Raw genomic sequence first — 17,369 nt, 5'->3', positions numbered from 1 at the left:
AAAAAATTTGTATTTACTCTTATAAATATTAAATAATTAATTTAAATTTCATAAAACATATAATCATTATCAATATATAAAAACTTTAATTGTAAAATTCAAATAAAAATATTATAATTTACTTATATTACTATTGGAGGTCTTTATTTTATGAAACTTTATTTAGCTGGAGCATTATTTAATGAGGGAGAAATTTCTCAACGTTTGAAAGAAGGTCGTTTATTAAAGGAACGTTTTGGAGAAAAGTTATCAGTTTTTAATCCAATTGAACAACCGTTTAATGAAGATAAACAAACTTTACCTACTCCACAAGAAATTTTTCGTGGAGACACAGAAGCTATACATAACTGTGATATATTTTTAGTTGATATTACTAATGAAGATAGTGGTGTTATGGTTGAGTTAGGCTTAGCAATTGCCCTAAAAAAACGAATTATTGCCATCAATTCTGATATCCGTCTAAAATCTGCAAATAAATATGAAATTCCTAGTTATGCAATGAACCATTATGTTCTTGGTGGGATTTTAGAACATGGAAAACTTGTATATTCTTTTGATGAAGCATTAAAAGAATTAGAAGGACTATTTTGCTTAAGTAAATAGTCTTTCTACTGTAACAACATTATAATAAAAAACATCCTTAGCGTTAGTTTTGCTATAACTAACCTTAAGGATGTTTTATTTTAAATATTATCTTTTTCTTTATTATCTATTCTAATTTTAAATCTCATGCCGTGCTCATATGGTTTAAGGCTATATTCTAAATCATAACTTTCTAATATATTTTTTACAATATATAACCCTAGCCCAGTACCATTTTGTGGTTTATTAATTACTTGAGTATGATAGAAAATCTTGAATAAATTTTTTTGTGCTTCTTCGCTTAATGGCTTACACGGATTATCTATATATAAATATTCTTCATCGTCATATATTTGAATACTACTGTCTTCCGAAGAGTATTTAATTGCGTTACTAACAACATTAGATAATACTTTATCTAATGCTTGCTTACTCATAAGTATAGTTGTAGTATCTTTTACACCATTATTTATCTTAATGTTTTTCACCAAATACATTTCTCTATATCTATCAATCATAATTTCAACAGCGTTCTTTATATTTAATATTTGTTTATTTTCAGTCCATTCTTGAAACTTAGAAGATTCTAAAATCTCTCCTAATAATATACTTAGACTATCAATCTTTAAAATAGTTTCAGATAAATATTTATTATGATCTTTATAAACACCCACATTATACTTCATATTTTCTAAAATAATTCTAATTCCTGTTAAAGGTGTTTTTAGTTCATGAGAAGCCGCTCTCAAAAACGCAACTTTTTGTTCTTGCAATTCGATAATATTTTTATTCTTTATTTCCAAATCATTTATAGTAGTTAACAATTTACTGTATACTTTATTAATTTGTGAACCTACCTCTCCCAATTCACCTTTATTCCCTTCGTCAAATCTAGCATCTAACTCCATATTTTGCATTTTTTTAGTGACTTTTGAAATATATAAAAGTGGCTCTGCCAGTCTCTTAGAATAAACATATGAAAATATAAAACTAAATATTAACGTTAATACAAGTGTATATGGAAGATACACCAATACAATGTCTATTGCCTCATCTATTAAATTAGTGCCTGAAATAAACTGTACTGATAAGTTTTTATTATCTTTTGTTTTTAGTGTTCTTTCCTCAATAATAATATATGTAGATTCATTATTTTTATTAATGTTTAAATCCTTTACTATTTGTGAATCATCTTTAGGTGTTTCTTCCTTCAAATGTACAGAAATCCTCAAATTTTTTGAATATGATTCCAATAATAATGGAATCTCATCCGAATTTTTTTCTTCCAAATACTTTATTAAAATATCTGCACTCTCATTTATTTTATTTCTTTGATTCTCCGCGTAAAAAATCGGAAAAGTAAAGTATACTATTGCATGAATAATAATTATAGCTGTACCTAAAATTCCTAATGTCTTGAAAAAATTTCTTGAAAAAATTCCCATATTTTTTATCATAATTGCAACTTATACCCCACATTTTTTACTGTAACTATACAATCCAGTTCTAATTTTTTTCTTAAATTTTTAATATAGACATCTATTACTCTATCATATGGTACATCATCACTATTATTCCATACATAATCTAATATTTGTTCTCTACTCATTACTTGATTAGAATGCTTCAGAAGAAATTTAAGTACATCTATCTCTTTTGGCTTCACATCCACCTCTACATTAGCATATACAGCCTTATAACTTGTAAAATCTACTACAGCTTCTCTATATTTCCAAATTTCATGATTACCATAATGTCTTTTTAATAAGGCGTTTACCCTTTTTGCTAATAAAGGAAGTGAAAAAGGTTTAGTTACATAATCATCTGCTTCTAAATCAAATCCTTTTAATTGAGATATTTCATCTTCCATAGCGCTTAGTATAATAACAGGAATATTACTTTGAGTTCTTATTTCTTCTAATACTTCATAGCCATTTTTTTCTGGCATCATGAGATCTAGAACAATTAAATTTATTTCAATATCATTAAAAATATTTATTGCTTCCACACCATTTCCAGCTGTAAAAACATTATATCCATATTCTTTTAAATATTCTTCTACTCCTGTTAGTATTGTTTGTTCATCATCTACTACTAATATATTCATCGTTATATTTTCCTTTGGTATTATTCTCATATTTAAGAATAACATGTTGACATATTTTTTTCAACACTATTAATTAATTGCTAATCTTAGTAAACTAAAATTAGCAATTAATATGTTTTATATTGTTTTTAATTTTTTATCCTGTAATTGTAATACAACGTCCGCTTCTTTTGCTAGTTGATTACTGTGAGTTACTACAATTACACATTTATTTCTTTTCTTCGCTGAATCTTTTAATATATTAATAATATCCTCAGCCGTTTTTTCATCTAAGTTACCAGTAGGTTCATCTGCTAATATTATTGGTGCTTCTGAAACAAGAGCTCTCGCGATAGCAACACGTTGTTGCTGCCCTCCTGAAAGTTTCATAATATTTCTTTTTATTTGTTCTTCTTCTAATCCTAATTGTAATAAAATATCTTTATTCGCTTTTGAAGATACTAATTTTAAATTTTCTAACGGTGTTAAATAATCAATTAAGTTGTAATTTTGAAATACTAATGATATTTGGTGACTTCTATGGTAATTATATCCTTTCTCACTAATATCTTGATTATTAAACAAAATTTCTCCACTAGTAGGTGTATCTAATCCTGCAAGTAGCGATAATAGTGTAGATTTACCTGCCCCAGATTTACCTACTATTGCATAAAATTTTCCTTCTTCAAATTCAACATTCAAATTTCTTAAAACTTTTTCTTTTCTGTTTTCATATGAATAACTAACATTTTTAATTTTTAAAATTGACATATACTTTGTTCCTCTCTTAGCTCATTTTTGATAAAATTTCTTTTGGCTTCATTCTTAATGTTATTAAAGATGTTATTACAATAGAACACACTATTATTAAGAATAATATAGCTGATACTGTTAGAACATATCCTAACTCTACTTTTACATTTAAAATTTGTTGGGAAATTGCTTCTGGTAAATTATCTACCCCTAGCTTATCTATAGCATTTTTTACTCCATATTTTAAAATAACATTTTCTAAAACACTAGATAAGATTATGCTAAACACAGCGATATATACTAATTCTATTATCTGTTGCAATATAATTTTTGTTTTTGAAGTTCCTATAGATAATAATATCCCTATTTCGTGTAATCTTTCTCTTAGCCAAAATATTAGAACTAATGATAAAATTATCACACTTGCTATAATACTTCCTATTTTTACCATATCTATTATCTTTTCTATACTTTGTAAAGAAGCGATAACTGTTTGGAAATTTTTATTAGATTTTACTATTTCTGTATCTTCTATTGCTAGATTTTCTGCTGATTTGGCAACATCTTCTAACTTCTCTGGATTTTTTACAAAGTAATCTACAGACGTAACCTTTTTATCACTTTCAGAATATCCCATTAATTCTTGACTTGATTTATAATCTGTATAAACTGTGTTTTCTATGAAATCTGAACTCAATCCTTGAAATTCATTATTCTTTGTTCCTGAATAAATACCTACTACTTCATAGTCTTTGTTAGTAGTCTTTTGTTCAGAACTATTTGCTTTTTCTAATTTTATTTTACTTCCAATATCAAGATTATTTAATTTTGCAAATTCTTCATGAACCAGTACTTTATTACGATCTTCAGGACCTATATGTCTTCCTTTTTTCAATTTCAATACTTCGCTTTTAAAGTCTGAATTATCTGCAGTATTAGTATTTGCATTTAACATAACTAAATTGTTTTTATTTTTTTTCTCGTCTAAAATAAGGTTATTTTGTCCCTCAACAACCTTACTCCCTAAAAGATTAACAGGTGTTGCAAATTGATAATTTGCCCCTTTTATATCAGGTAAGTTTGTAATTTTATCCAATTTTTTCACAGATATTTCTTTATCAGTTTTTGATAAATTTTTAACAGTAAATCCGAAATTAGAGCTCTCATATATCTTGTTTGAAATACCCTTTACAGTATGATTTAAAATATTACTACTTAATAATACCGTTGATATAATTGTAAGTAGCATAAACATAATTATACTTCTAACCTTTTTTCTAGTTATATATAGATAGGCTCTTTTAAAAGTTGTCATAGCTATTACTCCTTTCTTTTACCATTTACTCATCTACAAAGTATAACTAGTTAATATTTTGTAACAATTCTTTTGGTTTTTTGTAAATTAATCGAATTGATGTAATACAAATCGCTATTACAATTACCGCTAATCCTATTCCTACAACACTCATCATATCTGTAAGGTTTACACTTACATCTAATGATGTTATCATTTTACTCGCTCCTTCTACCTCTGCATTAGCCCCTAGATTTAGACCTTTTGTTTGATTAGCAACACTCTCTGTAACAGATTTTATAGATTGTGATAAAATTTGATTCCCTATACTTTGACTTACTGCTTTACCTATAAAGTATGAAACGATAAAACTTGGAATACTGATTATAACTAACTCTAAAATAAATTGTCCTACTATTTTCGCCTTAGAAACTCCTAGAGCAAGGTTAACACCAATCTCTTTTCTTCTACCATTAATCCATAGGAATAATATTAGAGATAATATAATAATACTGAATGCTACTGTTCCTATAAATACTCCATTAGTAATACCATATATAGAATCAAGTGATTTTTGTAATACTGGGAAGTTTTGATTACTTTTCACTAGTTCAAATAATTTCCAGTTAATAGGTAACTTCTTAGCTTCTGCTATAACTTTATCTACATTATCTTTACCATCTACTAAAAATATAGCATCTTGATAAATTTCTTTTCCATCTTCGTAATTATATAAAGTCTTAGTCGTTGTTGTATCTGCTATAAATATATTATCATACAACTCCATGTGACTAGATGTGTTTCCTTTGTTTTGACCTGTGAATATACCTACAATAGTTACTTCTGTTTCTTTATCAGATTTTTTCTCGTTATCGGCATCATTCGGATTACCTTTTAATTTAATTTTGTCCCCTAATTTTAAATTATTCTTTTTAGCGAAACCTTCATGTATTAAAACGCTATTTTTATCAGAATCTCGTAAATGTCTTCCTTCTTTTAATTTTAATGTTTCTGCAGAAAATCTATCATCTAGTGAAGAGTCGTTAGTTCCACTTACAATTACTGTTTTACTAAATTTCTTTTTGTTTTCTGATTTATTTTCTTCTAATCTGTGATTAGCTAATTTCAATGGTTCTAATCCAATTAAATCAGCTGACACATTCATTCTTTTTATGTATTTTTTTATACCTGGTATATTTTTAATTTGTTCAATATCCTTACCAACGAGGTTACCAGCACCCCTCGCTGTTCCAGGATTTGTTCTTCTATTTATTTCCATAGAAAAACTACTTGTTATATTTTGGAATGTTTCTTTTGATACCTTATCTGTTGATTTTTTTATAGATATTGTACTTAAAATCATTGTAGACATACTTACTAAAATAAGAAATATGATCAATGTCTTCAATATCTTTCTTGTAATATAAAACCATGCTTTTTTTAATATTGACATACATGTTCACCTCATAAATTATTTTTTTGCTGATTTTAATATAACAAAGCAAAATGAATTGTAAATGAAATAGAGAGAACAAATTAAATTTTTATAATTTGTTCTCTCTATAATTTATTTATACTATTTCCATAAATCTTCTAATAAGTGTGTTTGTGTTCTATCCGGTCCAGTAGAAAAAATAGAAATCTTAACACCAACCAACTCTTCTATTTTACTTAGATAATTACGCGCATTTTCTGGTAATTCTTCTAAAGTTGTAACTCCTGTAATGTCTTCATCGAATCCAGGAAGTGTTTCGTAAATTGGTTTACATTCTTTTATAATATTTTCACTAGCTGGATATTCTGTTAGTATTTCACCTTTATAATCATAAGCTGTACAAATTTTAATTTCTTTTAGACCACTCAATACATCTAAACAGTTAACTGAAAGATTAGTCATACCTGATACACGCGCAGAGTGACGCATTACTACTGTATCAAACCACCCAATACGACGTGGACGTTTTGTAACAGTTCCGTATTCATGACCTACTTCACGAATAGTATCACCAATTTCATCGAATAACTCCGTTGGGAATGGGCCATCTCCTACACGAGAAGTGTAAGCTTTACTAATTCCTAAAACTTTAAGGCCATTTGTTGGGACAAATCCATTACCAACAGTAATTCCCCCAGCACTAGGATTTGATGATGTAACATATGGGTATGTACCATGATCAATATCTAACATAACCCCTTGTGCACCTTCAAATAGTATATTTTTATTCATTTTATGTGCATCTTCTAAAACTTTTGATGTATCTGTTACATATTCAGAAAGTTGTTTTCCATATTCAAAGTATTCATTGAATATTTCCTCAACAGTAAATCCTTCAACACCATAAATTTTCTCAAATACTTCATTTTTTTCTACTAGATTTTGTTCTAATTTTTTCTTAAATAACTCTGCATCTAATAAATCTGCTACACGGACACCACAACGTTTATACTTATCAACGTAAGTGGGTCCTATACCTTTTTTAGTAGTTCCTATCTTATTTTCTCCACGTCGTGCTTCTTCTACCTCATCAAGTTTTAAGTGATATGGTAAAACAATGTGCGCTCTATTAGATATTCTTAATCCTTTACAAGTAACTCCGCTTTCTTTTAATCGATCAATTTCACCACATAACCATTTCGGATCAACTACTAATCCATTACCGATTATTGATAATTTATCTTCATTAAAAATTCCCGATGGAATTAATTGAAGTTTATATGTTTTACCGTCAAATTTAATTGTATGTCCTGCGTTATTACCTCCTTGATAACGCGCAATAACATCAGCTTTTTCTGCTAAGAAATCGGTAATTTTACCTTTTCCTTCATCTCCCCATTGTGATCCAACTACTACTATTGTAGACATAAATTACCCTCCTGTAAAAGTAAGATTTATTTAATTATATTTTTATTTATTCAAGCAAAAAATCATTATGTTTCTTTGATTATTCGGTTAAAACACAAGTTACTTTATTATTCCTACTCAAACATATCCATTATAACATATTTTGCACTGATTTTGTATATTTTTGTGTTAAAAATTCGTAAAAAAAGAAGCCTTTCGGCTTCTTTTATAATTTTAGAATATCCCTAAAATTGTTTCTGTTTCTTCATCAATATCGATATTTAATGCACTAGGTACTTTAGGAAGACCCGGCATCGTTAAGACTTTGTTAGCATATGCAACTACAAAACCTGCCCCACTACGAAGTTTAACATCGTTGATCGTAATTTTGAATCCTGTAGGACGGCCTTTTATTTTTGCATTATCAGTTAATGACGCTGGTGTTTTAGCCATACAAACTGGTAAACTACCAAAACCTAATTTTTCTATTCTAGCAATTTCACCTTTAACTTCATCAGTTAGATTTACACCATCTGCTCCATACATTTCTCGACAGATTATTTCTATTTTTTCTGCAATTGGTGTTTCATCGCTATAAAGAAGTTTTAAATCTTCTTTATTGTTATCTATTGCACGAATCACTTTTTTTGCAAGGTCGAGTCCGCCTGCGCCACCATGTTCCCAAACTTCTGTTCTTGAAAGTTCAATACCTTGGTTAGCCGCCCACTCTTCTAAAAATGCTAATTCTTTTTCAGTATCTGTTACAAAAACATTTAAAGCAACTACAACTGGCAGATTATACTTTTTCATATTTTCTACATGTTTTTCTAAGTTAGCAACACCAGCTGCAAGTGCTTCTATATTCTCTTCTTTAAGATCCTTTTCTTCAATATTTCCATGAAGTTTTAAAGCTTTTACTGTTGCTACTACTACTGCTGCTTTTGGTTTTAACCCAGCTTTACGGCATTTGATATTTAAGAATTTTTCTGCACCAAGGTCTGCACCAAATCCTGCTTCAGTTATAACATAATCAGCATATTTTAAAGCAGTTTTTGTTGCTAAAATTGAGTTGCATCCATGAGCAATATTTGCAAACGGCCCACCATGAATGATGGCTGGATTATTTTCTAAAGTTTGAACTATATTAGGTTTAATAGCATCTTTCAATAAAGAAGTTATAACACCTTCAATTTTTAAATCTTTCAGATAAATAGGTTCACCTTTTGAGTTATAAGCGACAAGAATATTACGAAGTTTTTCTTTTAAATCAGCTATTCCTTCTGATAAACATAGAATTGCCATGATTTCACTAGCAACCGTAATATCAAAACCATCTTCTCGTTCTAACTCTGTTCCTGCATTTACTTTAATGTGACGTAAATCACGTGCATTCATATCCATAACGCGATTGAACACAATTTTATCAATATCAAGTTCGTTGCCTTGGAAAACATGATTGTTTACTAATACAGCAATAGCATTATGTGCCGTTGTAATTGCATGCATATCTCCAGTAAAATGTAAATTAATTTCTTCCATAGGTACTACTTGAGCATACCCACCACCTGCAGCACCACCTTTACGACCAAGTACTGGGCCTAATGATGGTTCGCGAAGCGCAACACATGATTTTTTACCAAGTTTGTTTAGAGCATCTGATAACCCAATAGTTACTGTTGATTTCCCCTCACCACTTGATGTTGGATTGATTGCAGTTACTAAAATTAATTTAGCATCTTCTTTTATATCATGCTTAATATTTTTTGTTTGAATTTTTGCTTTATAATTTCCATAAAGAATTAAATCTTCTTCTCTTAAACCTAATTTTGCAGAAACCTCCGCTATATGTTTTTTCTTACATTCATTTGAAATTTGAAAATCTGACTTCATATTTTACCTCATTGTAACGAAAGTTTCTAGGTAGTTCCTATATATCTTTCGCTTTTCTACTTTTATAATTCTCTGTATAAAACTTTTTAATCTATATATCACTTATTTTAGTCTTCTAAACCTGGAATACGTTTATAAATCTTATCAATATTAACCAAATGTACTTCTAGTGCAAAGCAGCTATCTAGTACTTCTTTAGAAACAGTGTTTTGAATAACTTCGTTTTCCTCTAAAAGTTGTCTAAATGGTATACCTTCGAACCAAGATTTCATGGCAAGTGGTTGAACTAAATCGTATGCTTCTTCACGAGAAAAATCATATTTTTCTATTAAATTACTCATTGTTCTTTGAGCAAAGATAACACCATTAGTCGCATAAATATTTTTTATCATATTATCTGTAAATACTGTTAAGTTTTTAACAACATTTGTAAATCTATTCAACATATAGTCTAATAATGTTGTTGCATCACTACTTAAAATGCGTTCTGCACTTGAGTGAGAAATATCACGTTCATGCCAAAGTGGAATATTTTCATATGAAGCTAACATATATCCACGCATAATTCTTGCACATCCTGCCATATTTTCACTTGAAATTGGATTTCGTTTGTGCGGCATCGCACTAGAACCTTTTTGATTTTTTGAGAAAAATTCTTCCGCTTCACGGACTTCAGTACGCTGTAAGTGACGAATTTCTACACCAATTTTTTCAATAGAACTTGCTATTAAAGCCAACGTTGAATAATAATCGGCATGACGATCACGTTGTAATGTTTGTGTTGAAATGTTACTTGACTGAATTCCTAATTTTTCGCACACATAATCTTGAACTTCAGGTGGAGTGTTAGAGAATGTTCCAACTGCTCCAGAAATTTTACCTACTTCTATTATTTTTCTAACTGCTTTAAAGCGCTCAATATGACGGTTGAATTCATCATAATATAAAGCAAATTTTAATCCGAAACTACTGATATCAGCATGTACCCCATGAGTACGGCCGATACATGGTGTAAATTTATATTCTAAAGCTTTTTCTTTTAATACCTCTTGGAATTTTAGTAAATCTTCCATGATGATATCGTTAGCTTGTTTGTATAAATAACCATATGCTGTATCAACAACATCAGTAGAAGTAAGCCCATAATGAACCCATTTTTTTTCTTCTCCCAAATAACTAGACACATTACGAGTAAATGCGACAATATCATGTTTAGTTTCTTTTTCTAATTCTAAGATTCCTTCTAAATCAAACTTAGCATTTTCAAATAATTTTTTTACATCATTTTCTGGAACAACTCCTAGTTTACTCCATGCTTCAGTTGCAAAAAGTTCTACTTCTAAATATGCTTTAAAACGATTTTCATCACTGAAAATACTACGCATAGGTTCTCTACTATATCTTTCTATCATTAAAGTATCTCCTAGATTCTATATTTTTACTTCATTTACATAATATTATAATGAATGATGACCTATATCTTTACGGAAAAACAAGTCATCGCATTCTATTTTTCCTATTTCATTATATACTTTTTCACGTGCGGCTTGCAAGTTTTCGCCACTAGCACAAACTAATAAGACGCGTCCTCCATTTATTACAATATTATCATCTACTTGTTTTGTTCCCATGTGAAATACCGGTGTTGTTAATTTTTCTAAACCATTTATAACCGCACCTTTTTCACTTTTTTCTGGATAACCTTTAGCTGCCATAACAACCCCAATAAATGCATCTTTATTCCATTTCAACTGAACATCCTTACCGTCGATGATATTGTTAGAAATTTCATATAAACTACTCTCTAGTTTTAATAGCAAGACTTCACTCTCTGGATCTCCGAAACGAACATTAAACTCAATAGTTTTCACACCATCAGCACACTTCATAAGACCAGCATAAAGTATTCCATAAAATGGCATCCCTTCACTACTCATAGCATCAACCATCGGTTGTACTACCTTCTCCAAGCCTTCATTTACATCATCTTGTGTAATCTTTTTAAGTGGACAATATGCTCCCATTCCCCCTGTGTTTAATCCTTCATCATTATCAAAAGTACGTTTATGATCTTGAGCAATTTCCATTGGATAAACTTTTCTATCGGAAACAAAGCACATTAGAGAAAATTCTTCTCCAGAAAGAAACTCTTCAATTACAACATTAGCTCCAGCTGCAGCGAATTTAGAATTACACATCATTTCTTTAAGTTCGTATTGAGCTTCTTCTAAAGTTTCAGCGATAATTACACCTTTACCAGCGGCAAGACCATCAGCTTTCAAAACGATTGGAGCTTTTTGCTGAGATAAATATTCACTTGCTTTTTCATAGTCGCTAAAACTTTCGTGTTTAGCTGTAGGAATATTATATTTTTCCATCATCATTTTGGAAAATACTTTACTTCCTTCTAATTGTGCTGCTTTTTTACTTGGTCCAAAAGCGCGAATACCTTTTTCTTGGAGTTTATCAACCAAACCATTTACCAACGGTACTTCTGGCCCAACAAAAACTAAATCAATATTATTTTCTAATGCATAACTCGGGATATCATCTTCTTTGATGTCAATACAAATCCCAAATTTTTCTACTGCTGGATTAATACCAGCCATATAAACTTCGTGTCCTTCTTGGTTAAACTTGTAGGCGATAGCGTGCTCTCTTCCACCAGCACCCACTACTAATACTTTAGCCATTAGTGTTTAAAGTGGCGTATTTTGCTGAAAAGCATCGCCATACCTTTCTCATTACAAGCATCTATACTTTCCTGATCACGTATTGAACCACCAGGTTGTACGATTGCTGCAATATTATATTCTGCTGCTAAATCAGCGCTATCTCGCATTGGGAAGAAGGCATCTGAAGCAAGAACTGCACCATCTGCAAGAGCACCAGCCTGTTCAAGAGCTATTTTACATGAACCTACTCGATTCATTTGGCCGGCTCCTATTCCTAATGTCTGACCATTTTTAACTACAACAATTGCATTTGATTTGACATGTTTAACTACTTTAAGACCAAATTCTAAATCCGACATTTGTTCTTTAGTTGGCTGTTTATCTGTAACAACTTCATAATTTTCAGCTAAAGCTGAGTTGAAATCTTGAACCAAGATTCCCCCACGAACACTCTTGATTTGTTGTTCATGATTATTATTTTTTTCACCAAGTTTGTAAATACGTAGATTTTTTTTCTTAGTTAGTATTTCTAGCGCTTCATCATCATAATCAACTGCTAAAATAATTTCTAAGAAAATACTATGCATTTTTTCTGCGGTAGCTTTATCTACAACGCCATTAACCGCAACAATCCCTCCAAAGATAGATACAGGATCCGCATCATAAGCGCGTGAATATGCTTCAAAAACATCTTTTCCTATTGCAACACCACATGGGTTCATATGTTTTACAGCGACACATGCAATCTCATCAAACTCTGCAAGAATATCTAATGCAGCAGAAGCGTCTTGAATATTATTGTAAGACATTTCTTTCCCATGCAGTTGTACTGCATTTTGTAAAGCATAGCTTTCATTATTGTCTTGTACATAGTGATATGCTTTTTGATGAGGATTTTCTCCGTAGCGTAAAGTATCTTCTAACGTATAAGATAATGTTAATTTTTCAGGGATCAAGTTATCAGCTTTATTAAAGTAATTTGCAATAGCTGCATCATAACTTGCAGTAGTATTAAACACTTTAATAGCTAATGAACGACGTGTCGCAAGAGTAATTCCACCATTTTCTAACTCATTTAGTATACGATCATAATCTCGAATATCAGTTACAACCGTTACATCATTAAAGTTTTTCGCAGCACTACGCAACATACTCGGTCCACCGATATCAATATTTTCTATAATTTCTTCTTCGCTTACTCCTTCTTTTTTAACAGTAGCTTCAAATGGATATAAATTAACACATACTAAATCAATGTATTCTATATTATTTTCTGCTACATGTTTATTATGAAGTTCATTTCCACGTTTTGAAAGTAATCCACCATGGATTTTAGGATGAAGTGTTTTTACACGACCTTCCAAAATTTCTGGAAAGTGCGTAACATCCTCAATACTAATACAGGCTACACCATTATTTTTCAAATAAGTAAAAGTCCCACCCGTACTGATAATTTCAAATCCATGTTTTTCTAGTCCTTTTGCAAATTCTACAATATTTGTTTTATCACTTACACTTATTAAAGCTCTTTTCGTCATAGTGCCTCCTCAACTAATTTTAAAATAACATTTGGATAAAGTTCATGTTCTAATTCATGAATCCTTGCAGTAACTTCTTTTAGAGTTTCACCATCTTTTACAATTAATGATTTTTGAGCGATAACTTCTCCACCATCTAACTCCTCATTAACATAATGAATACTAATTCCTACTTCACGTTCCTGCGCTTTATATGCTTGTTCTATCGCATCTTTACCTTTATATTTAGGTAAAAGAGATGGATGAAGATTTAAGATTGTTTTTTTGTAATTTTCCAGAAAATACGGAGAAATAATTCTCATATAACCAGCTAAGAAAATATAATCTAAATCTTTAACTTGCTCCAAAATAGCTGCTTCATAATCTTGTTTTGATGCAAAATCTTTTGTTGAAAAAACATAAGTATTTATGTTACGATCTTGCGCCTTTTTTATTACAGCTGCATTTGGTTTATCACAAACTAGAAGTGCAATATCCATTTTTTCTTTAAGTCTATTATCATCTGCAATTTTCTCAAAATTACTTCCGGTTCCAGATGCAAATATTGCTACTTGTTTCTTCATATTATTTCAATTCCACTTTCATTTACTACTTCACCTAGAACAAACGCATCATCTAACAATGATAAAGTTTTTTCTACATCTTCTTTATTAACAACAAGTGCCATTCCTACACCCATGTTAAAGATATTGTACATTTCTGCTTCATCGATGTTTCCTTTTTCTTGTAAGTACTTAAATATTTCTGGTACTTCATATGAATCTTTATTAATTTTCATGCCTAAACCTTCTTTTAGACAACGTGGTAAGTTTTCATGGAATCCTCCACCAGTTATATGAGCAATTCCCGCAACTTTCACTTCTTTTAGCACTTTTAATACTTCTTTAACATAAATTTTTGTCGGTGTTAATAAAGTCTTTCCTATTGTACTATCACCAAACTTTTCATCAAGACTAATATTATTATCACGAATAATTTTTCTTACTAATGAGAATCCATTTGAATGAACACCAGTCGAAGGAAGTCCGATAACTACTTGTCCAGCTTTAGTATTTTCTGGACTTAATAAATCTTCTTTTTCAGCTGCTCCAACACTAAATCCTGCAATATCATATTCTCCATCATCATAAAATCCAGCCATCTCTGCTGTCTCTCCACCAACAATGGCACATCCTGCTTGAACACAACCTTCTGCTACACCCTCAACAATCTGTTCTACTTGTTCAGGATAATTTTTTCCAACAGCTAAATAATCTAAGAAAAATAGTGGTTGAGCTCCTTGAGCAAGAATATCGTTAACGCACATTGCTACTACATCAATCCCAATTGTGTTATGAATATCAAGCTCAAAAGCTAGTTTTAATTTAGTTCCTACACCATCAGTACCACTAATTAAAACAGGATTTTTAAAGTTATAACTGCTTAAGTCAAATGCACCACCGAAGCCTCCAATTGCAGACATCATCCCCAAATTTTTAGTACGTGCTACATGTTTTTTAATAAGTTCTACTGATTTATATCCAGCCTCTAAACTTACTCCACTTTCTTCGTATTTTTTACTCATTATTTTTACCCCTTTCTTGCAAAAATTTCTTTTGGATATTCGTCATTGATTTTAAATAATCTTCTTCATAATCATATAGTCCAGCAGAATAATCACCATTGAAACAATCCATGCAAAGGCCAGTGTAAGGTGCATCATAATCTAAACCTATAGATTCAATTAAACCATCTTCACTCAAATACCCTAATGAATCTGCACCAATTATTTCACAAATCTCATCTTGTGTCTTATTAGCAGCGATTAATTCCTCTGTTGTGGAAATATCTATACCATAAAAACTTGGGAAAATCAAAGGTGGTGCCGAAATTCTCACATGAACTTCACGTGCCCCAGCTTCTTTCAAAAGTTGAACTATACGCTTACTAGTCGTTCCACGAACGATAGAATCATCAACTAGAACAATACTTTTACCACTAACAACACCTTTAACAGCAGATAATTTCATTCTTACACCTTGTTCACGCAACTCTTGCGTAGGTTGAATAAATGTACGTGCAACATACTGATTTTTTATAAGTCCCATTTCGTATGGCAATCCACTTTCTTCTGCATATCCACTTGCAGCTGATAGTGATGAGTTAGGTACACCAATTACCATATCTGCATCAGGTGCTGGTTGTTCAATAGCAAGACGACGTCCTGTTCTTTTACGTGCAGTATGGACGTTAACTCCAGCAATATTAGAGTCAGGTCGTGCAAAATATACGTATTCCATAGCTGCTATTGCAACTTTTGTGTCCTCTGTATATTTTTCAATACGAATACCTTTATCATCTATAATAACTAGCTCTCCTGCACCAACATTACATACAAACTCCGCTCCTACTACATCAATAGCGCATGTTTCACTAGCAGCAACATATGCACCATTTTTCATTTTACCGATAGCAAGTGGACGCAAGCTATTCGGATCAACAGCACCATACATAGTATCTTTTGTTAATACTAAGTAGGTAAAACCACCTTTAATTTTACAAAGGGCATCTTTAAGTTGTGCTTTAAATCCCTTTTCCTTACTTCGTCGAATTAGATGAATAAGTACCTCTGTATCAGATGAAGAATGGAAAATCGCTCCATCTTGTTCTAATTCACGACGTAGTGTTTTTGCATTAATAAGGTTACCGTTATGACATATCCCAACACTCATATCATAAAAATGAAATAAAAATGGCTGAATGTTTTGGATATTATTGCTACCTGACGTCGCATAACGAACATGCCCAATGGCACTACTCCCTAGTAGATTTTCTAACTTTTTTTTATCACGGAAAACCTCAGATATTAATCCAAGATCCCTATGCCCACGTAAAACTTCTTTATCGTTAGAAACGATTCCTCCACCTTCTTGACCACGGTGTTGTAAGCTGTGCAACCCAAAATATGTAACATTACTTGCTTCTGGATGTCCCCAAATTCCAAACACTCCACATTCTTCGTTAAGCCCTCGCATCTTCTAATCTCCTTAAAACTTCTTCGTAAGCTTCCATTACAGAACCTAAATCACGTCTAAATCTATCTTTATCTAATTTCTCATTTGTATCTTTATCCCAAAGTCGGCATGTATCTGGAGAAATTTCATCAGCTAAAATGATTTTACCGTTTTTATCTTTTCCAAATTCAATTTTGAAATCTACTAATACTAAGTTTGCTTTTAAATATAATTTTTGAAGTAAAGAATTAATTTTTAATGCTTGCTCACGTATATTCGCAAGTTCTTCTTCTGTTACTATTTCTAATGCCACAGCGTGGTCATCATTAATAAGAGGATCATTCAAATCATCATTTTTATAGCTAAGTTCAAAAACAGGTTTTGCTAATTTTTTTCCTTCTTCTATACCATACTTTTTAGCCATTGAACCTGCTACTATGTTTCTTACAATAACTTCTAACGGAATTATCGTAACATGTTTACAAAGTTGGTCTGTTTCATTAATTTTTTTTATAAAATGTGTTTCAACACCTTCTTTTTCTAAATACTCAAAGATTAAAGAAGTAATTGTATTGTTAAAAATTCCTTTATGTTCAAATTCTTCTTTTTTAACTCCATTAAATGCTGTCGCACTATTTTTATAATGAACATAAATTTCATCTTTATTTTCACATTCGAATAATTGTTTTGCTTTTCCTTCGTATAGTAATTTCATT

Annotated in this window: 15 protein-coding genes; 1 reads left to right on the top strand and 14 read right to left on the bottom strand. The window is 30.7% G+C overall.

Going from position 1 to position 17,369, the window contains the following annotated elements:
- The first annotated feature begins 150 nt into the window (after positions 1 to 150).
- Positions 151 to 603, top strand: coding sequence for a nucleoside 2-deoxyribosyltransferase (locus DQN46_RS03995; protein ID WP_004632116.1), 453 nt, complete (start codon positions 151 to 153; stop codon positions 601 to 603).
- Positions 604 to 683: 80 nt separating this feature from the next.
- Here the strand turns inward: DQN46_RS03995 and DQN46_RS08740 are convergent, their stop codons facing one another.
- The 14 genes from DQN46_RS08740 to purC all read right to left on the bottom strand — a co-directional run bounded on the left by DQN46_RS08740 (position 684) and on the right by purC (position 17,368).
- Positions 684 to 2,039, bottom strand: a complete 1,356-nt coding sequence (locus tag DQN46_RS08740; protein ID WP_111743097.1) for a sensor histidine kinase — start codon at positions 2,037 to 2,039, stop codon at positions 684 to 686.
- Positions 2,036 to 2,689: a response regulator transcription factor gene (locus DQN46_RS03985; protein WP_170120632.1), complete on the bottom strand. Its 654-nt coding sequence runs from the start codon at positions 2,687 to 2,689 to the stop codon at positions 2,036 to 2,038. The genes DQN46_RS08740 and DQN46_RS03985 overlap by 4 nt, the downstream gene beginning before the upstream one ends.
- Before the next feature lie 117 nt (positions 2,690 to 2,806).
- On the bottom strand, positions 2,807 to 3,439 hold the full coding sequence (locus tag DQN46_RS03980) for an ABC transporter ATP-binding protein (RefSeq protein WP_004632123.1): 633 nt from the start codon (positions 3,437 to 3,439) through the stop codon (positions 2,807 to 2,809).
- A 16-nt stretch (positions 3,440 to 3,455) separates the two neighbouring features.
- Complete coding sequence (locus tag DQN46_RS03975) at positions 3,456 to 4,736, bottom strand: ABC transporter permease (RefSeq protein ID WP_004632124.1); 1,281 nt, start codon at positions 4,734 to 4,736, stop codon at positions 3,456 to 3,458.
- Between the two features lie 46 nt (positions 4,737 to 4,782).
- Positions 4,783 to 6,168: an ABC transporter permease gene (locus tag DQN46_RS03970; protein ID WP_004632128.1), complete on the bottom strand. Its 1,386-nt coding sequence runs from the start codon at positions 6,166 to 6,168 to the stop codon at positions 4,783 to 4,785.
- Between the two features lie 123 nt (positions 6,169 to 6,291).
- On the bottom strand, positions 6,292 to 7,578 hold the full coding sequence (locus tag DQN46_RS03965) for an adenylosuccinate synthase (protein WP_111743095.1): 1,287 nt from the start codon (positions 7,576 to 7,578) through the stop codon (positions 6,292 to 6,294).
- Between the two features lie 213 nt (positions 7,579 to 7,791).
- Positions 7,792 to 9,447, bottom strand: coding sequence for a formate--tetrahydrofolate ligase (locus tag DQN46_RS03960; RefSeq protein WP_111743094.1), 1,656 nt, complete (start codon positions 9,445 to 9,447; stop codon positions 7,792 to 7,794).
- A 107-nt stretch (positions 9,448 to 9,554) separates the two neighbouring features.
- Positions 9,555 to 10,859 (bottom strand): adenylosuccinate lyase, encoded by a 1,305-nt coding sequence (purB, locus tag DQN46_RS03955; RefSeq protein WP_004632134.1) that lies wholly within the window; start codon positions 10,857 to 10,859, stop codon positions 9,555 to 9,557.
- Positions 10,860 to 10,904: 45 nt separating this feature from the next.
- The gene (gene purD / locus DQN46_RS03950; RefSeq protein ID WP_111743093.1) at positions 10,905 to 12,140 is read right to left on the bottom strand and encodes a phosphoribosylamine--glycine ligase; all 1,236 of its coding nucleotides are present in this window, start codon (positions 12,138 to 12,140) and stop codon (positions 10,905 to 10,907) included.
- Positions 12,140 to 13,660 carry a bifunctional phosphoribosylaminoimidazolecarboxamide formyltransferase/IMP cyclohydrolase gene (gene purH, locus DQN46_RS03945; protein WP_111743092.1) on the bottom strand — a complete coding sequence of 507 codons (1,521 nt, stop codon included), beginning with the start codon at positions 13,658 to 13,660 and terminating at the stop codon, positions 12,140 to 12,142. Before purH ends, purD begins: the two co-directional genes overlap by 1 nt.
- The gene (purN, locus tag DQN46_RS03940) at positions 13,657 to 14,223 is read right to left on the bottom strand and encodes a phosphoribosylglycinamide formyltransferase (RefSeq protein WP_111743091.1); all 567 of its coding nucleotides are present in this window, start codon (positions 14,221 to 14,223) and stop codon (positions 13,657 to 13,659) included. The genes purH and purN overlap by 4 nt, the downstream gene beginning before the upstream one ends.
- Positions 14,220 to 15,224: a phosphoribosylformylglycinamidine cyclo-ligase gene (gene purM, locus DQN46_RS03935; protein WP_004632142.1), complete on the bottom strand. Its 1,005-nt coding sequence runs from the start codon at positions 15,222 to 15,224 to the stop codon at positions 14,220 to 14,222. Before purM ends, purN begins: the two co-directional genes overlap by 4 nt.
- On the bottom strand, positions 15,217 to 16,674 hold the full coding sequence (gene purF / locus DQN46_RS03930; RefSeq protein ID WP_004632144.1) for an amidophosphoribosyltransferase: 1,458 nt from the start codon (positions 16,672 to 16,674) through the stop codon (positions 15,217 to 15,219). The genes purM and purF overlap by 8 nt, the downstream gene beginning before the upstream one ends.
- Complete coding sequence (gene purC / locus DQN46_RS03925) at positions 16,661 to 17,368, bottom strand: phosphoribosylaminoimidazolesuccinocarboxamide synthase (protein ID WP_004632146.1); 708 nt, start codon at positions 17,366 to 17,368, stop codon at positions 16,661 to 16,663. The genes purF and purC overlap by 14 nt, the downstream gene beginning before the upstream one ends.
- Position 17,369 lies beyond the last annotated feature (1 nt).

This window comes from Gemella morbillorum (assembly GCF_900476045.1).
Lineage (GTDB): Bacteria > Bacillota > Bacilli > Staphylococcales > Gemellaceae > Gemella > Gemella morbillorum.
This window is presented reverse-complemented; position numbering and strand designations above follow the sequence as displayed.